We start from the raw sequence: 22585 nt of genomic DNA, 5'->3' as shown, positions 1-22585 counted from the left end.
CGAGTACGGAGGGTGGTTGTACCCCAGTGGCCAGTGATGTGTCCCCGCCCCCGATGGCGTGGCGGTACTGCGGCAACCAGGTCAAGCTCTGGCGCGAACACGCGGGCGTCACGCGCGAGCAGTTGGCCGACGAGGCGGGGTACGGCTACGAGACCGTCAAGTCGATGGAGCAGGGGCGGCGCCGCCCGACGCAGCGGCTGCTCCAGGTCGCCGACGGGCTGTGCGGGGCGCAGGGCAAGCTCACGGCGGCGGAGGCGTTCCTCAAACCCGAGCGGTTCCTGTCGTACGCCCGCGACTTCATGCGCTACGAGGCCGAGGCGATCGCCCTGAACACGTACGAGCCCCAGTTCATCCCGGGGTTGCTCCAGACCGAGGAGACCGCGCTCGCGCTGTTCCGCACCCATTGGCCCCCGTTGGACGACGAGACCATTGAGGAGCGCGTGGCCGCGCGCATGGCGCGGCAGGCCCTACTGGACAAGCAGACACGGGCGTTCAGCTTCACCATCGGGGAGGCGGCGCTGCGCTACCCGGTGAGCAGCGGGGAGGCGCACGTCCGCCAGCTGGAGCGTCTGCTGGAGGCCGGGGCCCGTCGCAACGTGAACATCCAGGCGATGCCCTTCGGCGGGGCGCATCCGGGCCTCAACGGCCCCTTCGTCCTGCTGGAGACGGCGGAACACCTCCACCTCGCCTACGTCGAGGGACACGAGACCGGTGTGCTGCACTCGGATTCGGAGAAGGTCAGCATCATCGCTCAGCGGCATGCCATGATCCTCCGGCGGGCGCTCGGCCCGGAGGAGTCGGAAGCGTTCATCGGGAAGCTTGCGGAGGAGCTGCGGCCATGACCGGCGAGCTGACGTGGTTCACGTCCACCTACAGCGACACCGGCGGAGGCAACTGCGTCGAGGTCGCGTTCGGCCCCGGCGCGGTCCTGGTGCGGGACTCCAAGGACCGGGCCGGGGCTCGGCTGACCTTCACGCCCGGCGCGTGGGCGGACTTCGTGGCGTACGCGGTCACGCGCGGCGCAGACGACGCCAGGCGATGACGCCCAGCAGGGCCGCGATGACGATCGGCGTGGCCGCGTTCCGCCCGTCGAAGTAGACGACCTGGAAGGTGAACGCGCCGACCATCAGGCCGATGAAGGCCACCGCCGCGATCCCGGCCAGGCGCGGGACGACGAGGCCGATGGCACCAGCGAGCTCCAGCGCCCCGATGAGGTACATGAACCAGCTGCCGTAGCCGATGACGTCGAAGCTCTCGACGGCCGAGGAGTGCGCGACGAGCTTCGGCGTCGCGCTGGCGATCGCGAAGAAGAGGCCGAGCAGGATCTGGAGCGCCCACACGGCGGTGTCGGCGCGGCTGCGGTCGTGGGACGGGGCGGTCGTGGCGGTGGCGGTCATCGTGGTCTCCTCCGGTGTCGGGTGTACGCGGAGGTGGACCGTCGGGCCGTCCGGAACTCATCGGCTCAGCGGTTCAGCGCAGGAAATGCGCGACGGTGAACCACGCCGCGGCCAGCACCAGCACGGTGACGAGGATGTAGCCCACCAGGTAGACCCCGGTGAGCACGGCCGCCGGGGCGGCGATGATCCAGCCGGCGCGTCCGGCGGGGGTCTTGGCCCGGAAGGCCGAGCGGAGACAGTAGGCGACCGCGACGAGGCCCAGGACGAGCCCGATGACCGACAACATGCCCATGGCGTGCTCCCTTCCCGTACCGGTTCGTGGTTCCTGGGTACTTGGTCGGGGCGCCCGCGCGGCAGGGGGCGGTCGCAGCGGGGTGGGCGCACGAGCCGCACGTGCGCCGTCGAGCGCCCCCTGGCCGGGGGCATGTGCGCGTGGCACGACACGACTGCGGCCGGTGGCGGGAGCCACCGGCCGCAGTCTGGCCGCAGGACCGACGGGAACGGTCTTCCGGCTCGGGCCGACCGTACTGGGGCGCCGCCGGCCGGCGAAGCGGGACGTGGCGGATCAGGCCACGTCCCCCGGCGGTCAGACCGGGCGGTCCGCCGTGGCCTCCTTCGGCCCGGCCCCCGCCTCGGACTTCGCGGCGTCGGTCTTCTCGCCGTCCGTATTCGCGGCGTCCGCGTCCGTGTCCGCCTTCACGGCCTTCACGGCCTCCACGGCCTCCACGGCCTCCACGGCCTCCACGGCCTCCACGGCTTCCATCGGCTTCGCGGACGCGTCGTCATTAGGCTTGGCCGGGGCGGGGATGGTGGCCTTGGCCGTCCGCTGCGGCAGCGGCCAGCGGCGCCGGACGAGGAAGGCCAGGGCGGCGACGACCAGGGCGGAGCCCCCGGCGAGCGCGAGGGCGGTCCACGCCCCGCCGCCACCGGAGGAGGCGGCCGCGGCTGCCTGCTGCCGCGCCTGCTTGGTGGGGGAGGCGGAGGGCGAGGGGGAGGCCGACGCGATGGCGGACTTCGGGGGCACCAGGGTGCCGACGGGGGTGACCATCCCGTCCGCCTTGAAGCCCCAGTCGAGCAGCTTCGCGGCCTCCTTGTAGGCCATGTTGTGGCCGTCGCCGGGGTGCATGACGGTCACCAGCAGCGTGCGGTCGCCGCGCTGCGCCACACCGGTGAAGGTGTTGCCCGCGTTGGTGGTGTAGCCGTTCTTCACGCCCGCGATGCCCTGGTAGGTGGAGAGGTCGTAGTCGCCGGAGAGCAGCCGGTTGGTGTTCTGTATCTCGAAGGTCTTGCGCTTCTTCGTGCTCTTCTTGCCGTTCTTCCCCTTGACCGTCTTCCACCCGCCGGGGAACTTGGCGCGCACCGTCGAGCAGTACTCGCGGAAGTCCGCGTTCTGCAGGCCGGCGCGGGCGAAGAGGGTCAGGTCGTACGCCGAGGAGACCTGGCCGGGCATGTCGTAGCCGTCCGGGGAGATGACGGTGGTGTCGTCCGCCTGCAGGTCCTCGGCCTTGCGCTGCATCTCCAGGACGGTCGCGTCCACGCCGCCGTTCATGGAGGACAGGACGTGGACGGCGTCGTTCCCGGAGCGGAGGAAGACACCGAGCCACAGGTCGTGGACGGTGTAGGTCAGGTTCTCCTTGACGCCCACGAGGCTGCTGCCCGCGCCGACGCCGTCGAGGTCGGAGGGGAGCACCTTGTGGGTCTGCGACTTGTCCAGCTTCGGCAGCACCGTGTCCGCGAACAGCATCTTGAGCGTGCTGGCGGGCGGCAGCTTCCAGTGCGCGTTGTGGGCGGCCAGCACCTGCCCTGTCTCTGCGTCGGAGACGATCCACGACCGTGAGGTGAGCTTCTGCGGCAGGGCGGGAGCGCCGGTCAGCGGGCTGATCTGGGTGCCCGGTTGTCCCAGCCGTTCCCCGCCGACCGTCGACATCTGCGCGGGCGGCGTCGGCGTGGCGGACGGGGACGGGGTCTTCGCGTGCGCGACAGGTGCGGTGGTCAGGGCCGTACCGCCGGCGAGTGCGAGGGCGGACAGCACCAGGGCGGAACGGCGCGCGGCGCGGGGGGAGGAGTTCGGCACGATGAGAAGTTACAGGCCGCCCGGGGCCTGCGGCAGGCGTGGTGGGCGGATCGGGGCCGTGACCGATCCCACGTCCCCGATGCGCAACCGTGCGGTGTCCAGGGGCGTCTTGGGCGGCGGCCCGTGATGCCGGGGCCGGGAGCGACCCCGGCGCAGGGGACCGCGCGGCGGCCCGCATACTGGTCGCATGAAGCTCAGCCGCCCCGTGTCCTGGTTCCTGACCGCCTTCGGGGTGTGGAGCTGGATCGTATGGACGACGTTCGTCAAGAATCTGTGGAAGGACGCCGGCGGGCTCGCCTTCGAGGGCGGTGACCACGGCTCGCCCACCCCGTACTTCTGGGTGCACCTCACGCTGGCGGTCACCTCGCTCGTGCTCGGCACCGCGATCGGCGTCATCGGCGTGCGCGGCCTGAGAGCCTTGCGGGCGACCCGGTGATCCTCGTGGCGGTCGCCGTCGTCGCGGCCGTCCTGGCCCTCTTCGGCGGGGTGCACTACTACCTGTGGCGCCGGCTGGTCCGTGACGTGTCCGCGGCGGGCGGCTGGTGGCGCCGGACGGGGACGGTCCTGGCGGTCGTTCTGCCACTGCTGAGCGTGGGCGCCCTGGCGGGCGGGCGGGCGCTGCCGTCGGCGGCCGAGCGGTGGGTGGCCTGGCCGGGCTTCCTGTGGCTGGCGGCGCTGCTCTACCTCACGCTGGCGGTGCTGGCCGGCGAGGCCGTACGGCCGCTGCTGCGGGGCGCGCTGGAGCGCAGGGAGCGGTCCCGTGCTGCGCGGGCCGCCGAGCCGTCCAGGGCCTTCGAACCGTCCAGGGCCTTCGAGCCGGCCGGGGCCGCCGAGCCGGCCGGGGCCGCCGGGGAGACCGCGGAGCCCGTGACCTCGTCGGAGCCGCCGGCGGAGCCCGCGTCCGCCGAGCCGACGAGGCGGCTGTTCGTGGCCCGTACGGTCGGCGCCGCGGCGGCCGTCGCCGCGGGGGTGACGGTCGGCCAGGGCACGTACGGCGTGCTGCGAGGTCCGCGCCTGAAGTACGTCACCGTGCCGCTCGCCAAGCTCCCCGCGAGCGCGGACGGCTACCGGATCGCCGTGGTGAGCGACATCCACCTCGGCCCGATCCTCGGCAGGGCGCACACCCAGCGGATCGTGGACACGATCAACGGGGCCCGCCCTGACCTCGTGACCATCGTCGGCGACCTGGTCGACGGCTCGGTGCCGGATCTGGGCGCCGCGGCCGAGCCGCTGGCCCGGCTCCGGGCGCGGGACGGGAGCTATTTCGTCACCGGCAACCACGAGTACTTCTCCGGGGCCGCGCCCTGGATCGACTTCGTGCGCGACCTGGGCGTCCACCCGCTGGAGAACGCCCGCACCGAACTCGCCGGCTTCGACCTGGCCGGGGTCAACGACATCAGCGGCGCGGACCACGGCCACGCCCCCGACCACACCAAGGCGCTCGGCGGCCGCGACACCTCGCGAGCGGTCGTGCTCCTCGCCCACCAGCCGGTGACCATCCACGAGGCGGTCCGGCACCACGTCGACCTGCAGTTGTCCGGGCACACCCACGGCGGGCAGCTGTGGCCGGGCAACTACCTCGCGGAGCTGGCCAATCCGACGGTGGCCGGTCTGGAAGCGTACGGTGACACCCAGCTGTACGTGACCCGGGGCGCGGGGGCCTGGGGCCCGCCGGTCCGTGTGGGTGCGCCCTCGGACATCACGATCGTGACCCTCGCCTCACCGCGCGCCTGAATTTGGCCGGAAAGTTCTCACCGAGTGCGAACAATCTGACACGGAGCGCATTCCCCGCGTCGAAACTGGTAAGGGATGGCGCAACGGAAGGGGGGCGTTCGCTCATGGGGAGAGTGACCTGTTGAGGCGCAGTGCGTTCCGGCTGCCCCGGCACCCGACGTCCGTCGGGCTGGCCCGGCACCGGGTACGTGACCACCTCGAGGGCTGGGAGCAGGAGGGCGAGACCGTCGAGTCCGTCGTCCTGGTCGTGTCGGAGCTGGCGACCAACGCCGTACGGCACAGCCCGCTGCTGGAGCGGGAGTTCGAGGTGGCGGTGACCGTCCACTCCGACGGCTCGTGTGTCGTGGAGGTCTCCGACGGCGGGGCCCAGGCCCGTCCCGTGCCGCGCGACGCGGGGGACGGCGACGAGTCGGGGCGCGGGCTGCGGCTGGTGCAGGCGCTCTCGGACACCTGGGGCGTCCGGGAGCGCGGCCGGTACGGCAAGACGGTCTGGGCGGTGCTGGCCGAGCCCGCCGTGGGCTGACGGGGCGGGCCGCGCACGGCGGGGGCGGTGGGCCGGCTCAGCGCCGGAAGAGGAACTCCGAGAGCAGTTCGCGGATCTCCCGCACGATCGGCCGCAGCAGTCGGTAACGGGAGAGCCTGAGGATCCGCGCGCCCAGCGGCGCGGTGCGCGCGACCAGCCGGCGGGTGCGCTCGGTGTCGGGGGAGTGGTCGAAGACCCAGTAGACGACGATGCCCATCTGGTACATCCACATCAGTTCGGGCAGCACCTCGGCGAGTTCCGCGTCGACCTTGATGTCGGAGCCGGAGAGCACCTGTTCGTGGATGGAGATGGCGGCGTCGCGGGCCGGGTGCGACTCTGGGGAGAAGGGGCTGAGCGGGCTCGCCGGGTCGGCGGCGTTCTTGAAGAACTGCGCGGCGAACTGGTGGTAGGGACGGGCCACGTCGATCCAGGCGGTCATCACCGTGAGCAGCCGCGTCGCCAGGTCCCGGTCCCCGCCGCCGTCCAGGAGGCCCTTGACAGCGGCCGCGTGTTCGGCGGCGAGGCGGTCGTAGAAGCCCTGGACGAGGTGTTCCTTCCCCGCGAAGTAGTAGTAGGCGTTGCCGACCGAGACCCCGGCCTCCTTGGCGATGGCGCGCATCGTCGTCTTGTCGTAGCCCCGTTCCTCGAACAGCCGCATGGCCGTTTCGAGGATCAGGGCGCGCGTCTGCTCGCTCTTGGGGGGCCGGGGGGTGCCGGGGGTCGTGCCAGGGGGTGCTTCTTCCACGTCCGTGAGCCTAGCCGGGCGGGGCGCAGCCGTCCGCGCAGGCGTCCGGGGCGGTGTGCGGGGCGGTGCGCGGGGTGGTGTGCGTCCAGCCCTCCCTGGGGTCGTAGGACCAGCCCTCGGCGCCGTGGTACACCCGGCCGCCCCAGCCCGTCGCGGCGGCCCCGCGGCCCCACTGCGCCTCGCGGTATCGGGCGGCGGCGAGCACGGCTGCCCGGGCGACGGGCGCGCCGGCACGGGTGCTGAGGCGGTGCGCCATCGGCCGGTACTCGGCCAGGGCCCACAGGCAGACCAGCCAGGCGGCGTCGTCCCGGTAGACCTGACCCGAGTCCCCGACGACGGTGATCTCGCGCAGGGTCGAGGCGTGGTCCAGTTCCGGGAAGCGGCGCCGGGCCTCGTCGGAGCCGGCCGGGACGAGGTCCAGCCGCACCATCTGCCGCTGGCGTTCGAGCCAGCGGCGGACGAAGGAGCAGAGCGAGCAGTCCGGGTCGTACAGGACGGTCAGCTGGCGGACCGGCACCGGAGCCGCCGGAGCGGCCCCGGTCACTGGGGTGCGGTCCATCGCCGTCACGCTCCGGGCTGCGCGGGGGCGGTCCAGCCCTGCGGGCGGACGGGCGGGATCTGCTCGCGGTCCATGACGCCCCGGCGGCGGATCTTGTTGAGGACGTACACGTTGCCCAGGTGCAGCACCCCGAGGACGAGCAGGACGACACCGAGCTTGACCGACAGCGCCTCGAAGAGCTCGCGGGCGTCCCCGACCGGATCCGCGTTCTTCAGGTACAGCGCCACGAAGCCGAGGTTCACGAGGTAGAAGCCGACCACCAGGAGGTGGTTGACGGCTTCCGCCAGCTTCTCGTTGCCGTGGAGCACGTCTTCGAGGAAGACCTTGCCGGCCCGGCTGAGGGTCCGGGCCACCCACACCGTCAGCGCGACGCTGATGAGCAGGTAGATGACGTACGCGACGACCGTGAGGTCCATGGGTCCCACCCTTTTCGAACGTGTTCAAAACCCGTTGCCGATGACTGTAGACCTGTTTTTGAACATGTTCAAGCGAGAAGTTCCTTGACACACAAGGGCCGTGGGGCGGGTGCGCCACCGCCCCGGCCGTTCCCTCTGCGCCGCCCCCTCTGGGCCGTCAGCCCTTCGCCGTCCGGCCGGTGGCCGGGGCGGGCGCGGCCGGATCCGCGCGGGCCGTGCCGATCGTCCGCACCCCCGGCACCACCGCCGTCGCCAGGCAGGCGGCGGCCACCAGCGCCGCGGAAACCGCCAGCGGGACCGCCGGGCCCCACAGCCGCTCGGCGAGCGGGGCCAGCGCGTAGCCCGCCGGCATCGCGGCCAGCGACAGCAGCCAGTCGTACGACGTCACCCGGGCCAGCGCCCCCGGCGGCACCTGCTGCTGGACGACCGTCTCCCAGACCGGGTTGAGATAGCCGAGCGCGGTCAGCGCCAGCCCGTACGCCGCGATGAGCAGCGGGGCCGGGGCGGCGAGGGCCAGCAGGGCCAGCGGCAGCGCGTACGTCGCCAGGCCCAGGTTGGCGACGAGCACGGGGCGCCGGGGCCGCGCTCGCGCGGCCAGCAGGGAGCCGAGGACCAGGCCGATCGCCCCGGCCTCCAGCACCCAGAACCACACGCCCTCGCCGCCGAGCCGGTGGATCGCGACGGCCGGGCCGAGAGTGGTCAGGACCGCGGCGGAGCCGTTCCATGTGGCGTGCGCGACCAGGCTCGTCCAGTACCAGTCCCGGGAACGGACCTCGCTCCAGCCCTCTTTGAGGTCGGCGAGCATCGACGCGCGCGGCAGCGGCGTCCGCTCGACCCGCAGCGCTGCCAGGAGCGCGGCGCTCACCGCGAAGGAGGCCGCGTCCAGCACGAAGGCCGGCCCGGGGCCGGCGGCCCAGATCAGAGCCGCGGCGAGCGCGGGGCCGCACAGCCGGGTCGCGCTGTTCGCCACGCCCATCAGGGCGTTGGCCCGCTGTCGCGCCGCCCCTTCGGTCACCGTGCCGGCGACCAGCGGCGACTGGGCCGGCATCGCGAACGCCGAGGCGGTGCCCCCCACCGCCTCGGCCAGCGCGATCGGGGCCAGCGACGGGTCGCCGCCCAGCAGTTCGAGCCCGACGAAGAGCTGGGCGGCGCAGCGTACGAGGTCGGTGGCGAGCGCCACGCGACGGGCGTCGAAGCGGTCCGCCACCACCCCGCCGAACGGCAGGAGCAGCAGCCTCGGCACCATCGCGCAGCCCAGGACGAGGGCGAGGGCCGAGACGTCACCGGTCGCCCGGGTCACGGCGATGACCAGCGCGGCGGGTACGACCCCGTCGCCGAGCAGGGACAGCGTGCGTCCGGCGAACAGCAGCCGGAAGCCATGGAGCCGGAGGGGATGTGTGGGCGTCATGGCACCGCAATGTATTTCGGCACCGAATCATTCGCCACCGAAATATATCCCGCCGTAGGATTCGGCCATGGAAGCGGACGCCGATACCGACACCGACACGAACACCGAGGGCGTCACGGTGGAACGGGACTGGACCGACGGGCACGTGGAGCGCTGGCTGCCCGTTCTCCCGGACCTCGACCCCGACATCGAGGGCGCCGTCACCCGCATGAAGCTCGTCACCAGCCACCTGCGCAAGGTCCGCGAGCAGTCGCTGGTCGACTTCGGCCTGCAGCGGCACGAGTTCGACACCCTGCACGCCCTCGCCGGCCGCGGCGGCCGCGCCGCCCCGTCCGAACTCGCCGCGGACCTCGACCTGGCCCCCGCCTCGGTCACCGGACGCCTCGACACGCTGGAGGCGCGCGGCCACGTCCGGCGCACCCACTCCACCGCCGACCGCCGGCGCGTCGACGTCGAGCTCACCGACGACGGCCGCGCCATCTGGCTCGGCGCCATGGACGTCCTCGGCCACGAGGAGTACCGGCTGCTGGGCGCGCTCGACGCCGGCGAACGCCGGTACCTCTCCGACCTGCTACGACGCGTCATGATGAGGGCAGAGGGCGGCTGAACACAGGATCCCGGGAGGATCCGACATCCTGTGCGAAATTTGTGAGCGTTCCCCGCTGACAGGCCTCCGAACCGCCCAGTAGCTTTACCTTCTCTTCGGCACGCAACCGCTCCGTCCCTGCCGAAGGCCCGACCTGGGGGCAGCATGTTCAACGAGGACCGTTACCGGACCCTCCCCTACCCGCGGGGGCCCTTCCCGGGCTTCCCCGTCTCCGGGGGCGTGGGACTCGCCACGCCGTCCGGTGACATGCGCCGCCCCGGGACCGTCTGGCTGCTGGGGCCCCTCACCTTCGGCGTGTACTGGCTCGTCTGGTACTACCGGGCCAACAAGGAACTGCGCGACTTCGATCCCGGTATCAAGGTCCGCCCCGCCCTCGCGGTGGTCGCCGTGAGCCTCGGGGCGCTGCTGCTCGTGCCCGCCGTCGTCTCGCTCTACAACACCGGCTGCCGCATCGCCCGCGCCCAGCGCCGCGCGGGCCTCCACGACACGGTCTCCGGCCTCAAGGGTTTGCTGCTGGCGCCCGCCTTCGGGTTGACGTCCTTCTACTACCAGGAGCAGCTCAACCAGGTCTGGGTCGCCCGGAACTGACGCTCGGCCCGGCGCGCGGTCCCCCGCTCCCGGGTCCCCGGCGCGGTCGGGGCGCGTGAACTGCTCCGTCACCTGGATGAAGGACGGTGCGGCTCCGGCCCTCAGCGGGCGCGGCTCGAGCCGCGCCCGCGCCGCCGGGCGTCGTCCCGGGCGGCGGCCGCCCGCTGCGGCAGCGGGCGGCGCCTGATCGCCAGGACGAACGCCGCGACCGCCGCCACCAGGACGGTCTCCGCGGCCGGGCCGACCCACGAGGACCCCTTCGCTGCGTCCCTCGCCGCCGTGGGCCGCGGACCGTGGCTGTCGCCAAGCGGCCCCCCGGCCATCGCGCGCACCTGGCTCAGCGTCGGCACGAGTTCCCCGACCGGTTCCACGCGGCCCACCGCGTCGAAACCCCAGTCCAGCAGGTCGGCCGCCTCCCGGTACACCTCGTCGTACCCCGACTCGGGGTGCATCACGGTCACCAGCAGCGTCCGCCCGTCGCGCTCCGCCGCGCCGGTGAAGGTGTTTCCGGCGTTGGTGGTGTAGCCGTTCTTCACCCCGATCATGCCGTCGTAGTCGCCGAGCAGCCGGTTGGTGTTCTGGATCTCGAAGGTCGCGCCCTTCTCCCCGGGGAAGCGCGCGACCTGAGTGCGGCAGTAGTACCGGAAGTCCGGGTTCCGCAGCCCCGCCCGCGCGAAGAGCGTCAGGTCGTACGCCGACGACAACTGCCCCGGCGTGTCGTAGCCGTCCGGGCTCACCACGTACGTGTCGTTCGCCTGCAGCTCCCGGGCCCGCGCCCGCATCTCCCGGACGGTCTTCTCCACCCCGCCGTTCATCGAGCACAGCACGTGCACCGCGTCGTTCCCCGAGCGCAGGAACACCCCGAGCCACAGCTGCTCGACCGAGTAGGTGATCCCTGCCTCGATCCCGACCAGACTGCTCCCGGCTCCTATGTCCGCCAGGTCCGCGTGCGTCACCTTGTGCCGTGTTCGCCGGCCGAATCGGGGCAGCAGCGTGTCCGCGAACAGCATCTTCAGCGTGCTGGCCGGCGGCAGCCGCCGGTGCGCGTTGTACGACGCCAGCACGTCACCGGAGTCGGCGTCCGCCACGATCCACGACAGGGAGTTCGTCTCGGGCAGCTTCGGCGCCCCCGCCACCACCTGCACCCCGTGCCGCCCCAGCCGCTCGCCCCCGACCACGGTTCTGCCGGCCGCCACCGCCTTCCCGGCGGGGAGCAGGGCGGCGGCGACGCCGAGCCCGAGGACGGCACGTCGCGGCGGTGTGGGGGGTGTCGCAGCCATGGAGGGACGGTACAAGCCGCGACCCCCCGCAGCCGAACCGGGGGCACCGCTGTGGACACCGGCCGGCCCAGCGCATACTGGGTCCCTTGATGCGAATGGGGGAAGGGCGGGAACCCGTTGCGCCGGATGCTGGCCGTGCACTTCGCGCCGGGCGCCCTCTTCGTCACGTACGCCTGGACCCTCACCCGTGCGGGCGCGTTCTCCGGCCGCACCCGATGGCACGACGCCCTCCCCGCCACCCCCGCCACGGCCGCGGCCGCACTGCTCGCGATCTTCGCCTCCGCCGTACTGTTCGGCCTGCTGCTCCACCCCTTCCAGGTGCGCGCCGTCCGGGTGCTGGAGGGTTACTGGGAGCGGTGGGCGCCGACGTCGCGGCTGGCGGGGGTGCTGGTGGAGTACCAGCGGCGCAGGTGGCTTGTTCTGTTCGACGCCACCAGGCGCGAGACCCCGGCCACGGAGGGCTCCGCCGGCAAGAGCCTCGGCGAGCAGATACGCGAGCGGGACGCACACTCCCGCCTCGAACGCGACCGCCATCAGGCGGTCCGGCGACTGGCGGCGCTTCCCCCGGGCAACGTGCTGCTGCCCACAGCCCTTGGAAACGCCCTGCGGGCCGGCGAACTGAGAGCCGGTGAGCGCTACGGCCTGGCGACGCTGCCCTCCTGGCCGCGGATCCTCCCGCAGGTGTCCGACCGCCTTGCCGCCGCGCTGAGCTCCGCCCGCGACTCCCTCGACACCGCGGTGAACCTCTGCCACTGCCTTCTCGCCTGCACCCTGCTGGGGGCGGTGGCCCTCCACGACGAACCGCGCCAGTGGTGGCTCCTCGCCGCGTCCCTGGTGGGCGCCGCCCTCGCGTACAAGGGGGCGGTGACGGCGGCACAGGCCTACGCGGGGCTGATGTACGTCGTCTACGACCTGCACCGGCTCGATCTGGCAAAGGCGCTGGGCCACGAACTCCCCGACCACGACGGTGAGTGGGACCTGTTCCGGCTGATATCCGACCGGCTGCGGTGACCGCCGGCTATGCCCGTACGAGGCTGACCGCGCCGCCCAGCCCCAGCAGGTGCAGGCCAACGCCGCCGGAGTCCGCGTCGACGGCGTCCCTCGGCCCCGAGTCGGTGACCCGCGTGAGGACCATGCCGGTCGTGCGGACCGTCACCGGCCAGCTCCGGGGAACGGTCAGATGCACGTGTCCCGCGACCGCAGTGATGTGGACGGTCACGTCGCCGTCGAGTGCCGAACCGGTGAGGTCCGCCCGTATCTCACCGGCGACGGCCCGCAGTTCCAGCCGCGGGTGCCGGGTGCGTTCGCCGATCGCCCCGGGACCGTGGATGCGGCCCGTGGCCAGGAACCGCGTCCACCGTCCTTGCTCCGGTCCGCCGAAGGGGAGCAGCATCGCGACGCCCACCAGCGCGACGGAGGCCGGCAGTACGACGTTCACCAGGACGCGGCCGCTGACGGCGTGACCGTGGGCCAGCCCCACGAGGGCGATCCCGGCCAGGACGCCGGGGGCTATGAGGGAGCTGACGGCGACGAAGGACCGCACGAGGTTGAGCACCGCCAGCACCAGCAGCAGCCACGGCCACCACACGTGGGCCCACTCCACCGCGGCGCGCACCCGGTGCAGGGTGTCCCCGGCGGCGAAGCTCCCGAGCGCCAGCGCGCACAGACCCAGCCACGGGGAGGCACGACGCCCCCGTTCCCTGTCCGTCCGAGCCACGCGCGTCATCGTAGTGGCGGGCGTGGCTCAGGCTGCCGGACGGGTGGCTAGCCCTCGCGGTTGCGGGCCTCCTTGAGTGCGGCGAGGGCCTTCTCGAGGTGGGGATCCGGCCTTCGGCCTCCGGCGGCGGCCGCGATATGGATCGAGGGCGGAAGCTCTCGGTATCGGCAGCCCTGTGCGTGGTCGGCCTTGTATGTTTCGAGGTACGCCGAGATCGCACCTTTCCCCTGACGCAGTGCATCGGCCCACGCCGCTTCGGTGTCCCCGGCCTCCGCGCGGGTGGGAATCTGCCCGAAGCATTCTTGGCCGGAACATTCCATGGTCCCGCGTCGGCGACGGGGGCCGGCGAACCCTGGAAGTGTCATGGCGTGCATGTCCATTGTTTTATTCCTCGCTGGGTTCGTCGGGAACTGCATTGAGTTCATTCAAGGCGGCATCGCGATCGGCGTACTGAGCCCTCTTGCCATAGAGGTGGGCAATCCATGCCATGTCCGCCACAGTGCCTACGAGCACCATGGAGAGAGCGATCCAGCGCCAGCTTTCCTGCTTGTCTCCCGATGTCGGGACAAGTGCGAGGGATACGCCGAATCCCAGTAGCAGGGCGCCCGTATTGAAGCATGTCGCGGCTCGCCGTATGTATCGTTCCCAGATTTCGAAGTCTCGTTGCTGGCGGTGGCACAGTTCTTTGAAGACTTCGGATCCGCGACGGACGTCGAGCCCGTACCAGAAGTCGATGTCCTGTACGGAGTAGTAGAAATGGCGTGCGTGATAATGCAGTTGAATGCTGGCCACCAAGAACAGCGACGCCGCCACCAGGACGAGCAGGGTCGGCCCGGACCAGACAAAGGTGTTCGGGTTCGCGCCCGCCACCACGCCGGCCAGGGCCAGTGCGGCGGCCGCCAGCATCGGGGCGGCGATGGAATGGACTTCCTGGGCCGCGTGTCCGAGTCCGAGCGGTTGCGGCCGCCCCAGCTTTGCCATGCCCACCCCCGGAGCTCCCCGCATCCTGCTCGGAGCATGACAGATCATCAATAAGTGCACCATAGGGCGAATCAAGCCACGCACAGGAGCAGATGGGGTGTTGTCAGAGGCCGGTCCTACGCTCGGCGGGGATGGCGACGGCGGGGGCCGCCGCACAGGGGGTGGACGGTGAGCGTGATCGCGTGGGGGGACGTCGAGGAGCCGGTCGTGCCCGGGTACGGGCTCGGGGTGGCGCAGCCGGTGGGTGGGGTCACCGCGGAGCTGGGGATCCGGGACGGGCGGGCCGTACTGGGGTGGCGTAATGCGGCGGGCAAGGCGCTGAAGGTCGCCCCGGCCGCCGTTCGGCGGGAGCACGCGGGGGAGTTGACGCGGCTCAGGATGACCGTCAGGGACATCGACCGGACGCTGGCGGCGCAGGCCGGGTGGCTGGAGCGGCAGTTCCTGGAGCGGCGCAGCTGGGCGTACGCCGTGTGGCGGGAGCGGCTTGCGGGCCACCCGCTGCTCGGCACCCTCGTCCGGCGGCTGCTGTGGACGGTCGACGGGGTGGCCTGCGGCTGGGCCGAGGGCGGCCTGCGCGCCCTCGACGGCGAGCCGGTCCAGCACATGGGGGAAGGCGCCGTCGAACTGTGGCACCCCATGGGGCGCGACCGCGCGCAGATCACGGCCTGGCGGGAGTGGCTGGAGCGGTACGGCGTCACGCAGCCCTTCGCGCAGGCCCACCGCGAGGTGTACGGCCCCGCCGATGCCGCCCGCCTCTTCGCCACCCCGCACGTTCTGAGGCAGCACCAGTTCGCCGCGCTGGCCGCCACCCGCGGCTGGCGGTACCGCGTGCGCCTGCCGGCCGCCGACGACACCTTCCCGCCCGCCACGCGCGAGCTCCCGGCGTGGGGGCTGCGGGCGGAGCTCCGGGTCGAAGGCGTGGACGGCGACGACCTCAGCCACTGCGGCAGCTTTCTGCACGTCGGCACGGACCGGGTGCGCTTCCATCCGCTGGACGCCCCCGGGAACCGGGCCGACCCGCTCCCGCTCGCCGACGTGCCGCCGCTCGTCCTCAGCGAGGTCCTGCGCGACGTGGACCTCTTCGTGGGCGCCGCCGGCATCGGCAACGACCCCACCTGGCAGGACGGCGGGCCCGACGGCCGCTTCCGCGCGTACTGGGCGTCCTACGGCTTCGGCGAGCTGACCCCCCGCGCGCGGACCCGCCGCGAGGTGCTGTCCCGCCTCACGCCGCGCCTGGCCGTCGCCGGTCGCTGCGCCGTCGAGGACCGCTTCCTGCACGTCCGCGGCGACCGGCACACGTACCGGATCCACATAGGTTCCGGCAACGTCCTGATGTCCCCGGACGACCGCCACCTGTGCGTCGTCCCGCCCGCGCGCCCCGGCGCGGTCCCGGGCCCCCTGCCCTTCGAGGGCGACCCCCTGCTGCCGGTGATCCTCGCCAAGGCGCTGCTCCTCGCCCGCGACACGGAGATCACCGACCCGACGATCGTGAGGCGACTGTGAAACATGTCCGGATCCCCGAATGTTCGCCGTGGGAGGACACGGGCCGGATCGACCACATCGCCCGGCTCGCAGCCGAGGGGGATCTCACCGAACTGGCGGAGGCGCTCCTGCAGCCGGCCGAAGGGTGGGACGAGGGTTACGGCGCCGTGTCCCGGCTGCGGGCGATGCCCCAGGAACGGCGCATGGCCCTGGCCGCCCTCCTCGTCGAGCAGCGCAAGGCCTCGCACCAGGTGCCGGACAAGACCGTGAGGGTCTGGCTCGTGCTCGCGGCGGTGTCCCCTGGCTTCGCCGAGGACTCCTGGTGCGCGCAGTGGAACGGCATGCTGGAACGCCACGCAGCGGACTTCTGGTGGTCGCAGACCAGTGACGACATGCCCACCCTCGCCGAGGCACTGCTGGACGCCGGACGGCCGCTGTCCGGCGAGGTGGTCGGCCTGCTCCGCAGATCCGCGCTCATGGGCCTCGGCTGGGCGCAACTCCTCCTGGACCGCATCCCCGAGCCGCCTCTCAACCCCGGTGAGCTCTGGACCGACCGCGTCCTGGCCGAGCTGCCGGAACTCGGCGACCCCTGGCGGCGGCTGATCCCGCATCTGCGTGCCGCGGGGCCGAACCCGAGCGCGCGCTGGGACCGGGCGGCCGCCGCGGTCCTCGACGGAATCGACCCCGAGGCGGTACGCCGCACCGCCACCCCCTGGCTGGCGCTCGCCACCCACGGCAGCCGCGACCCCTGGAACGTCACCGCCGTCCGGGGCCTGGCCTGGCTGCTGTCGTCCCCGTCCGTGCCGCCCCACCTGGAGACCATCCGCGTCCTGGGCGCCCTCGTCGAACGGCCCCCGGTCAAGACCGTCGTAGCCGCTGCCGGCATACGCGCCCTGGCCCGGCTGGACGGCGGCGCCGCCCGGGACGAGCTGCGCAGGCTCGCGGGGTGCGTCGACCACACGGTCACCCGCAAGCAGATCCACCGGGTGCTGACCCCGTGAACGCCCGAGGCCCCGCGCCCGGTGGGAACCGGGTGCGGGGCCTCGGGGGAGCCTCGGCGGAGGGGATCAGAAGCGACGCGTGATGAGCGCGCGCTTCACCTCCTGGATGGCCTTGGTGACCTCGATGCCACGCGGGCAGGCGTCGGTGCAGTTGAACGTGGTGCGGCAGCGCCACACGCCGTCCTTGTCGTTCAGCACCTCGAGCCGCTGCTCGCCCGCCTCGTCACGCGAGTCGAAGATGAAGCGGTGGGCGTTGACGATGGCCGCCGGGCCGAAGTACTGCCCGTCGTTCCAGAAGACCGGGCAGGACGACGTGCACGCGGCGCACAGGATGCACTTGGTGGTGTCGTCGAAGCGCGCGCGGTCCTCGGGGGACTGCAGGCGCTCGCGGGTCGGCTCGTTGCCCTTGGTGATGAGGAAGGGCATCACGTCCCGGTAGGCCTGGAAGAACGGGTCCATGTCGACGACCAGGTCCTTCAGCACCGTCAGGCCCTTGATGGGCTCGACGGTGATGGGCTTGTCCGGGTTGATGTCCTTGATCAGGGTCTTGCAGGCCAGCCGGTTGCGCCCGTTGATGCGCATGGCGTCGGAGCCGCAGATGCCGTGGGCGCAGGAGCGACGGAACGTCAGCGTTCCGTCCATGTCCCACTTGATCTTGTGGAGACCGTCGAGGACCCGCTCCTTGGGGTCGATCTCCAGCTGGAAGTCCTGCCAGGTGGCCTCGTCCGAGATCTCCGGGTTGAACCGGCGGATCCGGAAGGTGACCGTGATGTAGGGCGAGGCCTCGGCCTCGACCTTGTCCAGGGTCGCGGTGCTCATCAGTACTTACGCTCCATCGGCTGGTAGCGGGTCTGCACGACCGGCTTGTAGTCGAGCCGGATCGACTCGGTGCCGTCGGCACCCACTTCGCGGTACGCCATCGTGTGCCGCATGAAGTTGACGTCGTCGCGGTTCGGGTAGTCCTCGCGGTAGTGGCCGCCGCGGGACTCCTTGCGGGCCAGCGCCGAGACCGCCATGACCTCGGCGAGGTCGAGCAGGTTGCCGAGCTCGATGGCCTCGAGCAGGTCGGTGTTGAACCGCTTGCCCTTGTCCTGGATCGACACGTTCTTGTACCGCGCGCGCAGCTCGCCGATCTTCTCGACGGCCGTCTTGATGGTCTGCTCGGTGCGGAACACCATCACGTTGGCGTCCATGGTCTCCTGCAGCTCCTTGCGCAGCTGCGCGACCCGCTCGTTGCCGGTGGAGGCGCGAAGCCGCTCGACCTGGTCGACCACGAGCTGGGCCGGGGCCTCGGGCAGCTCGACGTAGCCGTGCTCCGCGGAGTACTCGGCGGCGGCGATACCGGCCCGGCGGCCGAAGACGTTGATGTCCAGCAGCGAGTTGGTGCCGAGGCGGTTGGCGCCGTGCACGGAGACGCAGGCGACCTCGCCGGCGGCGTACAGGCCCGGGACGACGGTGGTGTTGTCCGACAGGACCTCACCCTCGACGTTGGTGGGGATGCCGCCCATGGCGTAGTGCGCGGTCGGCTGGATCGGGATCGGGTCCGTGTAGGGCTCGATGCCGAGGTAGGTCCGCGCGAACTCGGTGATGTCCGGGAGCTTGGCGTCCAGCTGCTCCGGCGGCAGGTGGGTCAGGTCGAGGTAGACGTGGTCGCCCTCGGGACCGCAGCCGCGGCCCTCACGGATCTCGGTGTAGATCGCGCGGGAGACGACGTCACGCGAGGCGAGGTCCTTCATGACCGGCGCGTACTTCTCCATGAAGCGCTCGCCGTCCTTGTTGCGGAGGATGCCGCCCTCACCGCGGGCGCCCTCCGTCAGCAGGATGCCCATGCGCCAGATGCCGGTCGGGTGGAACTGGAAGAACTCCATGTCCTCCAGCGGCAGACCGCGGCGGTAGACGGCGGCCTGGCCGTCACCGGTGAGGGTGTGCGCGTTGGAGGTGACCTTGAAGAACTTGCCGGTGCCGCCGGAGGCGTACACGACGGCCTTCGCCTGGAAGACGTGGATCTCGCCGGTGGCCAGCTCGTACGCGACGACGCCGGCGGACTTCTTGACGCCGTCCTCCTCGACGATGATCTGGTCGAGGACGTAGAACTCGTTGAAGAACTCCACGCCCTCCTTGACGCAGTTCTGGTACAGCGTCTGGAGGATCATGTGACCGGTGCGGTCGGCGGCGTAGCAGGCGCGGCGGACCGGGGCCTCGCCGTGGTTGCGGGAGTGACCGCCGAAGCGGCGCTGGTCGATCCGGCCCTCGGGGGTGCGGTTGAAGGGCAGGCCCATCTTCTCGAGGTCGAGGACCGCGTCGATGGCCTCCTTCGCCAGGATCTCGGCGGCGTCCTGATCGACCAGGTAGTCACCGCCCTTGATCGTGTCGAAGGTGTGCCACTCCCAGTTGTCCTCCTCGACGTTCGCGAGGGCCGCGGCCATGCCGCCCTGGGCGGCGCCGGTGTGGGAGCGGGTGGGGTAGAGCTTCGTCAGCACGGCGGTGCGGCTGCGCTTCGTCGCCTCGATGGCGGCGCGCATGCCGGCACCGCCGGCGCCGACGATGACGGTGTCGTACTTGTGGATCTGCATGAGGGGTCGCTTCCCTGTCCAGCCCTGGCTAGCGGATGTTCGGGTCGAAGGTGAAGATCACCAGCGTGCCGAGGATGACGGTGAACGCGGTCGCGGTGTAGACCAGCATCTTCAGCCAGAACCGGGTGTTGTCCCGCTCCGCGTAGTCGTTGATCACGGTGCGCAGGCCGTTGCCGCCGTGCAGCATCGCCAGCCACAGCATGATCAGGTCCCAGGTCTGCCAGAACGGCGAGGCCCAGCGGCCGGCGACGAAGGCGAAGCCGACCTTGGTCACGCCGCCGTCGAGGACGAGCTGGATCAGCAGGTGACCGACGACCAGGACGACCAGGACGATGCCGGACAGGCGCATGAAGAGCCAGCCGTACATCTCGAAGTTGGTCCGGGTGCTGCGCGGGGTGCGCTTGGTCCGGGCCCGCGGCGGCTCGATGACCGGGGCCGGGTTGTCGGGGCCGTAGGCGGCGCTGGAGGAGCTGAGCTCCACGTGGTCGGTTGCGGACATGACTTCGCTCAGCTCCCGAACAGCACTCGTGCGGCGTGGCCGAGGACGGGGTAGATGGCCCCGATCATCAGCACGACCCAGATTCCGACGACCGTCCACAGCATCTGCTTCTGGTACTTCGGACCCTTGGACCAGAAGTCGACGGCGATGACGCGCAGGCCGTTCAGAGCGTGGAAGAGGACAGCCGCGACCAGCCCGTACTCGAGCAGGCTGACGATGGGCTGCTTGTAGGTGTTGACGACCTTGTCGTAGTCCTCGGGGGAGACACGCACCAGTGCGGTGTCGAGGACGTGGACGAACAGGAAGAAGAAGATGAGGACACCGGTGACTCGGTGAGCCACCCATGACCACATGCCTTCCCGGCCGCGGTACAACGTTCCAGCCGGCACGGAAAAACCCTCCGGGAGCGGATGTGGGGCCTGCCGGCTTCGTTGGTCGGTCGGCCCGGCCGGGTACGGTCCACCGGCCCTGGCCATCGTAGCGACGGCTTGTCGGCTACGTCCTGCCGGGTCCTTCAGGTGTGATCGATCCCGCACGTGTGGGTGTACGGGCCGGGAACCCCCGGCCCGCCCGGCGCGTCCCCGAGGGCCAGTCGCGCCAGGCGGGAGCGGGTGACGCGGCGCAGTTCCTCGGCGGCCGTGACCCGCTCCTCGTCCGGGTCGTTGCAAAGACGCTGACGGAGTGACGCCAGCATCCGGTCGAGGGACTCGCCGGGGTGCACGCCGTCGAGGGACAGCACGAAGACATGGCCGAAGCGCGCCTCGTACGCGGCCTGCGCGGCCCGCAGCGCGGTGTGCGCGGCGAGGCTGCCGCGGGTGGGGGCGGCGTCCGGTGGGGCGCCGGCCGCCTCGGCGGCGAGCGCCTCGGCGAGGTCGGCGGGCGTGAGGTCGTAGGCGGCCTCGTCGGCGGCGGCGAGCAGGGCGGCCGGGTCGGGGTAGGGGCGGTGCGCGGCGACCCTGCGGGCCCAGCGCAGGCTGCCGCAGCAGGTCAGCAGGACGGCCTCGGCCGCCCCGGGCAAGGCCTCGTTGAGCCGCCGCAGGCCGTGGGGGAGGTCGGGGCGGGGCGTCGGGGCAGGCCGAGGGGCCCGGCCGCGTGACTGCGCCGGGAGGTGCGCCGGGGCCCGCGGCGGGACGGCGGGAGTGTCGCTGGACAGCGGTGGGCTCCTGGAGGAAACGGTGACGGCGGTGGGGGGAACCGCGAGGCGGCAGCGCGGCGTGAACCACGGTGGGACGAGGAGTGACGACCACCGTATCGGCCTATGTTCGGCCCTGTACGACGGATGCGCGAATTTCACTCGTACGAGAACGAAAGTGCACGTCTTCCCCTGGTCCGCACGGCGGGATCCCTACAACGGGCATAAATTCGGATCATGTGGCAGCTGCGGGCGAAACGTGCGTCGACGTACGCGGCGACGGCCGTACTGACCGCTGTGCTCGGGGCCGGTCCGGCGCTCGCCGCACCCACGGGGACCGCCGCTCCCGGTGCCCCGCCGGCGGGGGAGTCGGGGGCGTCCGCCGGGTTCCCGTCGATCCCCGCCGTCCGTTCGTTCACCCCTGCCGCCGGAAGCGCCGCCTTCGTGCCGGGTCCGGGCTCGCGGGTGGTGGCGCCGTCCGGGAGCGCCGTGGAGGACGAGGCGCGGCTGCTCGCGGGGGAGCTCCGCCGGCCGTACGCAAGTGGGCCCGCCAGGCCGGGGGACATCGCGCTTTCACTCGAACGGAGTAATTCGGGCCCGGAGTCGTACAAGATGACAAGTTCGGCCGACGGGGTGACAGTACGCGCCGACACCGACGCCGGGGTCTTCTACGGCACCCGCACCCTCCTGCAGGCGCTCCGCTCCACCGGACGGGTGCCGGCCGGCACCGTGGAGGACCGCCCGGACCGCCCGGAGCGCGGGCTGATGATCGACATCGGGCGCAAGTACTTCAGCCGGGAATGGCTGGAGGCCAGGGTCCGCGAGCTCGGCGACCTGAAGTACAACCAGCTCCACCTCCACCTCAGCGACGACCAGGGCTTCCGCGTCCAGAGCGACAGCCACCCCGAGATCGTCTCGGCCCGGCACCTGTCCAAGGAGGACATCCGCGCCGTCGTCGACCTCGCCGCGCAGCGGCACATCACCGTCGTCCCCGAGATCGACAGCCCCGGCCACATGGGCGCCGTGCTCGACGCCCACCCCGACCTGCGACTGCGCTCCGCGGACGGCACCCCCGTGCGCGGGGCGCTCGACATCTCCCGGCCCGGCGCGGCGGTCGTCGTCGACGACCTGCTCAGGGAGTACGCACCGCTCTTCCCCGGCACGTACTGGCACGTCGGCGGCGACGAGTACGGAGCGCTCGTGGCGGACGACCCGCAGACTTCCTTCCCGCGGCTCGCCGCCTACGCACGCGAGCGCTACGGACCGGACGCGGGGGTGGCCGACGCGGCGGCCGGCTGGCTCAACGACCGTGCCGCCACCCTGCGATCGCTCGGCAAGCGGGTGGAGGCCTGGAACGACGGCTTCGCCGACGGCGCCCGCGTGGGTGCGGACCCGGACCGGGTGGTCGTCTACTGGTCCAGCAACAAACTGCGCGGACGGCTGCCCGAGGACTTCCTGCGCGAGGGCCGGCAGCTGCTCAACCTCAACTCCTGGTACCTCTACTACGTCCTCGGCGCGCCGAAGAAGTTCCCGTACCCCAGTGGCCGGCGCATCTACGAGGAGTGGACCCCGGCCGTCGTCTACCGGGACGACGCCGTGCCCGCGGCGCTCGCGGGGCCGGACCGCATCCTCGGCGCGCGGCTGGCCGTCTGGTGCGACCGGGCGGACGCACAGACCGAGGACGAGGTCGCTGCCGGCATCCGGATGCCGCTGCGCGCGCTCACCCAGAAGCTCTGGGACCCCGGCCCGCCCGTCCTGACCTGGCAGGACTTCACCGCCCTCGCCGAGAGGGCCGGCTGAGGCGCCGTATCCGGCGGTCTCGATGGTGAAGCGGCCGAAGTCCGCCTCCCCCCACAGGAGCGTCTTCGG

The 22585-nt window shown here is 72.0% G+C and carries 26 protein-coding genes; 11 read left to right on the top strand and 15 right to left on the bottom strand.

What is annotated here, in order from left to right; translation table 11 throughout:
- The first annotated feature begins 26 nt into the window (after positions 1–26).
- Together ACRWNP_RS07525 and ACRWNP_RS07520 are read left to right on the top strand one after the other, a co-directional pair.
- A complete protein-coding gene (locus ACRWNP_RS07525; RefSeq protein WP_431960209.1) occupies positions 27–842 on the top strand; it encodes a helix-turn-helix domain-containing protein in 816 nt (271 codons plus the stop codon).
- Entirely contained in the window at positions 839–1042 is a 204-nt protein-coding gene (locus ACRWNP_RS07520) for a DUF397 domain-containing protein (RefSeq protein WP_431960208.1), read from the top strand. Before ACRWNP_RS07525 ends, ACRWNP_RS07520 begins: the two co-directional genes overlap by 4 nt.
- On the opposite strand, the gene ACRWNP_RS07515 is transcribed toward ACRWNP_RS07520, so the two are convergent.
- The 3 genes from ACRWNP_RS07515 to ACRWNP_RS07505 all read right to left on the bottom strand — a co-directional run bounded on the left by ACRWNP_RS07515 (position 1011) and on the right by ACRWNP_RS07505 (position 3471).
- The gene (locus ACRWNP_RS07515) at positions 1011–1397 is read right to left on the bottom strand and encodes a DoxX family protein (protein ID WP_431960207.1); all 387 of its coding nucleotides are present in this window, start codon (positions 1395–1397) and stop codon (positions 1011–1013) included. The two genes, ACRWNP_RS07520 and ACRWNP_RS07515, sit on opposite strands and share 32 nt — an antisense overlap.
- A 73-nt stretch (positions 1398–1470) precedes the next feature.
- A complete protein-coding gene (locus ACRWNP_RS07510; protein ID WP_431960206.1) occupies positions 1471–1689 on the bottom strand; it encodes a hypothetical protein in 219 nt (72 codons plus the stop codon).
- A 294-nt stretch (positions 1690–1983) separates the two neighbouring features.
- Entirely contained in the window at positions 1984–3471 is a 1488-nt protein-coding gene (locus ACRWNP_RS07505) for a D-alanyl-D-alanine carboxypeptidase family protein (RefSeq protein ID WP_431960205.1), read from the bottom strand.
- Positions 3472–3658: 187 nt separating this feature from the next.
- On the opposite strand from ACRWNP_RS07505, the gene ACRWNP_RS07500 reads away from it, so the two are divergent.
- From ACRWNP_RS07500 to ACRWNP_RS07490, 3 genes are all read left to right on the top strand, one after another.
- Positions 3659–3907, top strand: a complete 249-nt coding sequence (locus tag ACRWNP_RS07500) for an SCO4848 family membrane protein (RefSeq protein ID WP_431960204.1) — start codon at positions 3659–3661, stop codon at positions 3905–3907.
- Positions 3904–5205: a metallophosphoesterase gene (locus ACRWNP_RS07495; protein ID WP_431960203.1), complete on the top strand. Its 1302-nt coding sequence runs from the start codon at positions 3904–3906 to the stop codon at positions 5203–5205. Before ACRWNP_RS07500 ends, ACRWNP_RS07495 begins: the two co-directional genes overlap by 4 nt.
- A gap of 118 nt (positions 5206–5323) precedes the next feature.
- Positions 5324–5728 carry an ATP-binding protein gene (locus tag ACRWNP_RS07490; RefSeq protein ID WP_431960255.1) on the top strand — a complete coding sequence of 135 codons (405 nt, stop codon included), beginning with the start codon at positions 5324–5326 and terminating at the stop codon, positions 5726–5728.
- Between the two features lie 37 nt (positions 5729–5765).
- Here ACRWNP_RS07490 and ACRWNP_RS07485 read toward each other — a convergent pair whose 3' ends face one another.
- From ACRWNP_RS07485 to ACRWNP_RS07470, 4 genes are all read right to left on the bottom strand, one after another.
- Positions 5766–6386: a TetR/AcrR family transcriptional regulator gene (locus tag ACRWNP_RS07485; protein WP_431960254.1), complete on the bottom strand. Its 621-nt coding sequence runs from the start codon at positions 6384–6386 to the stop codon at positions 5766–5768.
- Positions 6387–6483: 97 nt separating this feature from the next.
- Entirely contained in the window at positions 6484–7032 is a 549-nt protein-coding gene (locus tag ACRWNP_RS07480; protein ID WP_431960202.1) for a thiol-disulfide oxidoreductase DCC family protein, read from the bottom strand.
- 5 nt (positions 7033–7037) lie between these two features.
- On the bottom strand, positions 7038–7448 hold the full coding sequence (locus ACRWNP_RS07475; RefSeq protein WP_431960201.1) for a hypothetical protein: 411 nt from the start codon (positions 7446–7448) through the stop codon (positions 7038–7040).
- Positions 7449–7605: 157 nt separating this feature from the next.
- Positions 7606–8856, bottom strand: a complete 1251-nt coding sequence (locus tag ACRWNP_RS07470; protein WP_431960200.1) for an MFS transporter — start codon at positions 8854–8856, stop codon at positions 7606–7608.
- Positions 8857–8923: 67 nt separating this feature from the next.
- Here ACRWNP_RS07470 and ACRWNP_RS07465 point away from each other — a divergent pair, with 67 nt between their 5' ends.
- Positions 8924–9463, top strand: coding sequence for a MarR family winged helix-turn-helix transcriptional regulator (locus ACRWNP_RS07465; RefSeq protein ID WP_431960199.1), 540 nt, complete (start codon positions 8924–8926; stop codon positions 9461–9463).
- Positions 9464–9607: 144 nt separating this feature from the next.
- Complete coding sequence (locus ACRWNP_RS07460; protein WP_431960198.1) at positions 9608–10051, top strand: DUF4234 domain-containing protein; 444 nt, start codon at positions 9608–9610, stop codon at positions 10049–10051.
- 101 nt (positions 10052–10152) lie between these two features.
- On the opposite strand, the gene ACRWNP_RS07455 is transcribed toward ACRWNP_RS07460, so the two are convergent.
- Entirely contained in the window at positions 10153–11331 is a 1179-nt protein-coding gene (locus ACRWNP_RS07455; RefSeq protein WP_431960197.1) for a D-alanyl-D-alanine carboxypeptidase family protein, read from the bottom strand.
- 126 nt (positions 11332–11457) lie between these two features.
- Here ACRWNP_RS07455 and ACRWNP_RS07450 point away from each other — a divergent pair, with 126 nt between their 5' ends.
- Positions 11458–12342, top strand: coding sequence for a hypothetical protein (locus ACRWNP_RS07450; RefSeq protein ID WP_431960196.1), 885 nt, complete (start codon positions 11458–11460; stop codon positions 12340–12342).
- Between the two features lie 7 nt (positions 12343–12349).
- Here ACRWNP_RS07450 and ACRWNP_RS07445 read toward each other — a convergent pair whose 3' ends face one another.
- Entirely contained in the window at positions 12350–13048 is a 699-nt protein-coding gene (locus tag ACRWNP_RS07445; protein ID WP_431960195.1) for a hypothetical protein, read from the bottom strand.
- A 384-nt stretch (positions 13049–13432) separates the two neighbouring features.
- Positions 13433–14029 carry a hypothetical protein gene (locus ACRWNP_RS07440; protein ID WP_431960194.1) on the bottom strand — a complete coding sequence of 199 codons (597 nt, stop codon included), beginning with the start codon at positions 14027–14029 and terminating at the stop codon, positions 13433–13435.
- A gap of 168 nt (positions 14030–14197) precedes the next feature.
- On the opposite strand from ACRWNP_RS07440, the gene ACRWNP_RS07435 reads away from it, so the two are divergent.
- Both ACRWNP_RS07435 and ACRWNP_RS07430 read left to right on the top strand, forming a co-directional pair.
- On the top strand, positions 14198–15532 hold the full coding sequence (locus tag ACRWNP_RS07435; protein WP_431960193.1) for a DUF4132 domain-containing protein: 1335 nt from the start codon (positions 14198–14200) through the stop codon (positions 15530–15532).
- Positions 15529–16512, top strand: a complete 984-nt coding sequence (locus ACRWNP_RS07430) for a hypothetical protein (RefSeq protein ID WP_431960192.1) — start codon at positions 15529–15531, stop codon at positions 16510–16512. Before ACRWNP_RS07435 ends, ACRWNP_RS07430 begins: the two co-directional genes overlap by 4 nt.
- Before the next feature lie 66 nt (positions 16513–16578).
- Here ACRWNP_RS07430 and ACRWNP_RS07425 read toward each other — a convergent pair whose 3' ends face one another.
- From ACRWNP_RS07425 to ACRWNP_RS07405, 5 genes are all read right to left on the bottom strand, one after another.
- Positions 16579–17331, bottom strand: a complete 753-nt coding sequence (locus tag ACRWNP_RS07425) for a succinate dehydrogenase iron-sulfur subunit (RefSeq protein WP_431960191.1) — start codon at positions 17329–17331, stop codon at positions 16579–16581.
- Positions 17331–19085 carry a succinate dehydrogenase flavoprotein subunit gene (gene sdhA / locus ACRWNP_RS07420; RefSeq protein ID WP_431960190.1) on the bottom strand — a complete coding sequence of 585 codons (1755 nt, stop codon included), beginning with the start codon at positions 19083–19085 and terminating at the stop codon, positions 17331–17333. The genes ACRWNP_RS07425 and sdhA overlap by 1 nt, the downstream gene beginning before the upstream one ends.
- A 28-nt stretch (positions 19086–19113) precedes the next feature.
- Entirely contained in the window at positions 19114–19584 is a 471-nt protein-coding gene (locus tag ACRWNP_RS07415; RefSeq protein WP_431960189.1) for a succinate dehydrogenase hydrophobic membrane anchor subunit, read from the bottom strand.
- Positions 19585–19592: 8 nt separating this feature from the next.
- Positions 19593–19973 (bottom strand): succinate dehydrogenase, cytochrome b556 subunit, encoded by a 381-nt coding sequence (gene sdhC, locus ACRWNP_RS07410; protein WP_078620037.1) that lies wholly within the window; start codon positions 19971–19973, stop codon positions 19593–19595.
- A 125-nt stretch (positions 19974–20098) separates the two neighbouring features.
- Positions 20099–20602, bottom strand: a complete 504-nt coding sequence (locus ACRWNP_RS07405; protein ID WP_431960188.1) for a 2-oxo-4-hydroxy-4-carboxy-5-ureidoimidazoline decarboxylase — start codon at positions 20600–20602, stop codon at positions 20099–20101.
- Positions 20603–20953: 351 nt separating this feature from the next.
- Between ACRWNP_RS07405 and ACRWNP_RS07400 the strand changes: the two genes are divergently transcribed.
- Positions 20954–22516 carry a family 20 glycosylhydrolase gene (locus ACRWNP_RS07400; protein ID WP_431960187.1) on the top strand — a complete coding sequence of 521 codons (1563 nt, stop codon included), beginning with the start codon at positions 20954–20956 and terminating at the stop codon, positions 22514–22516.
- Positions 22517–22585 lie beyond the last annotated feature (69 nt).

It is taken from the genome of Actinacidiphila sp. bgisy160, assembly GCF_965342435.1.
Taxonomy (GTDB): Bacteria; Actinomycetota; Actinomycetes; order Streptomycetales; family Streptomycetaceae; genus Actinacidiphila.
This window is presented reverse-complemented; position numbering and strand designations above follow the sequence as displayed.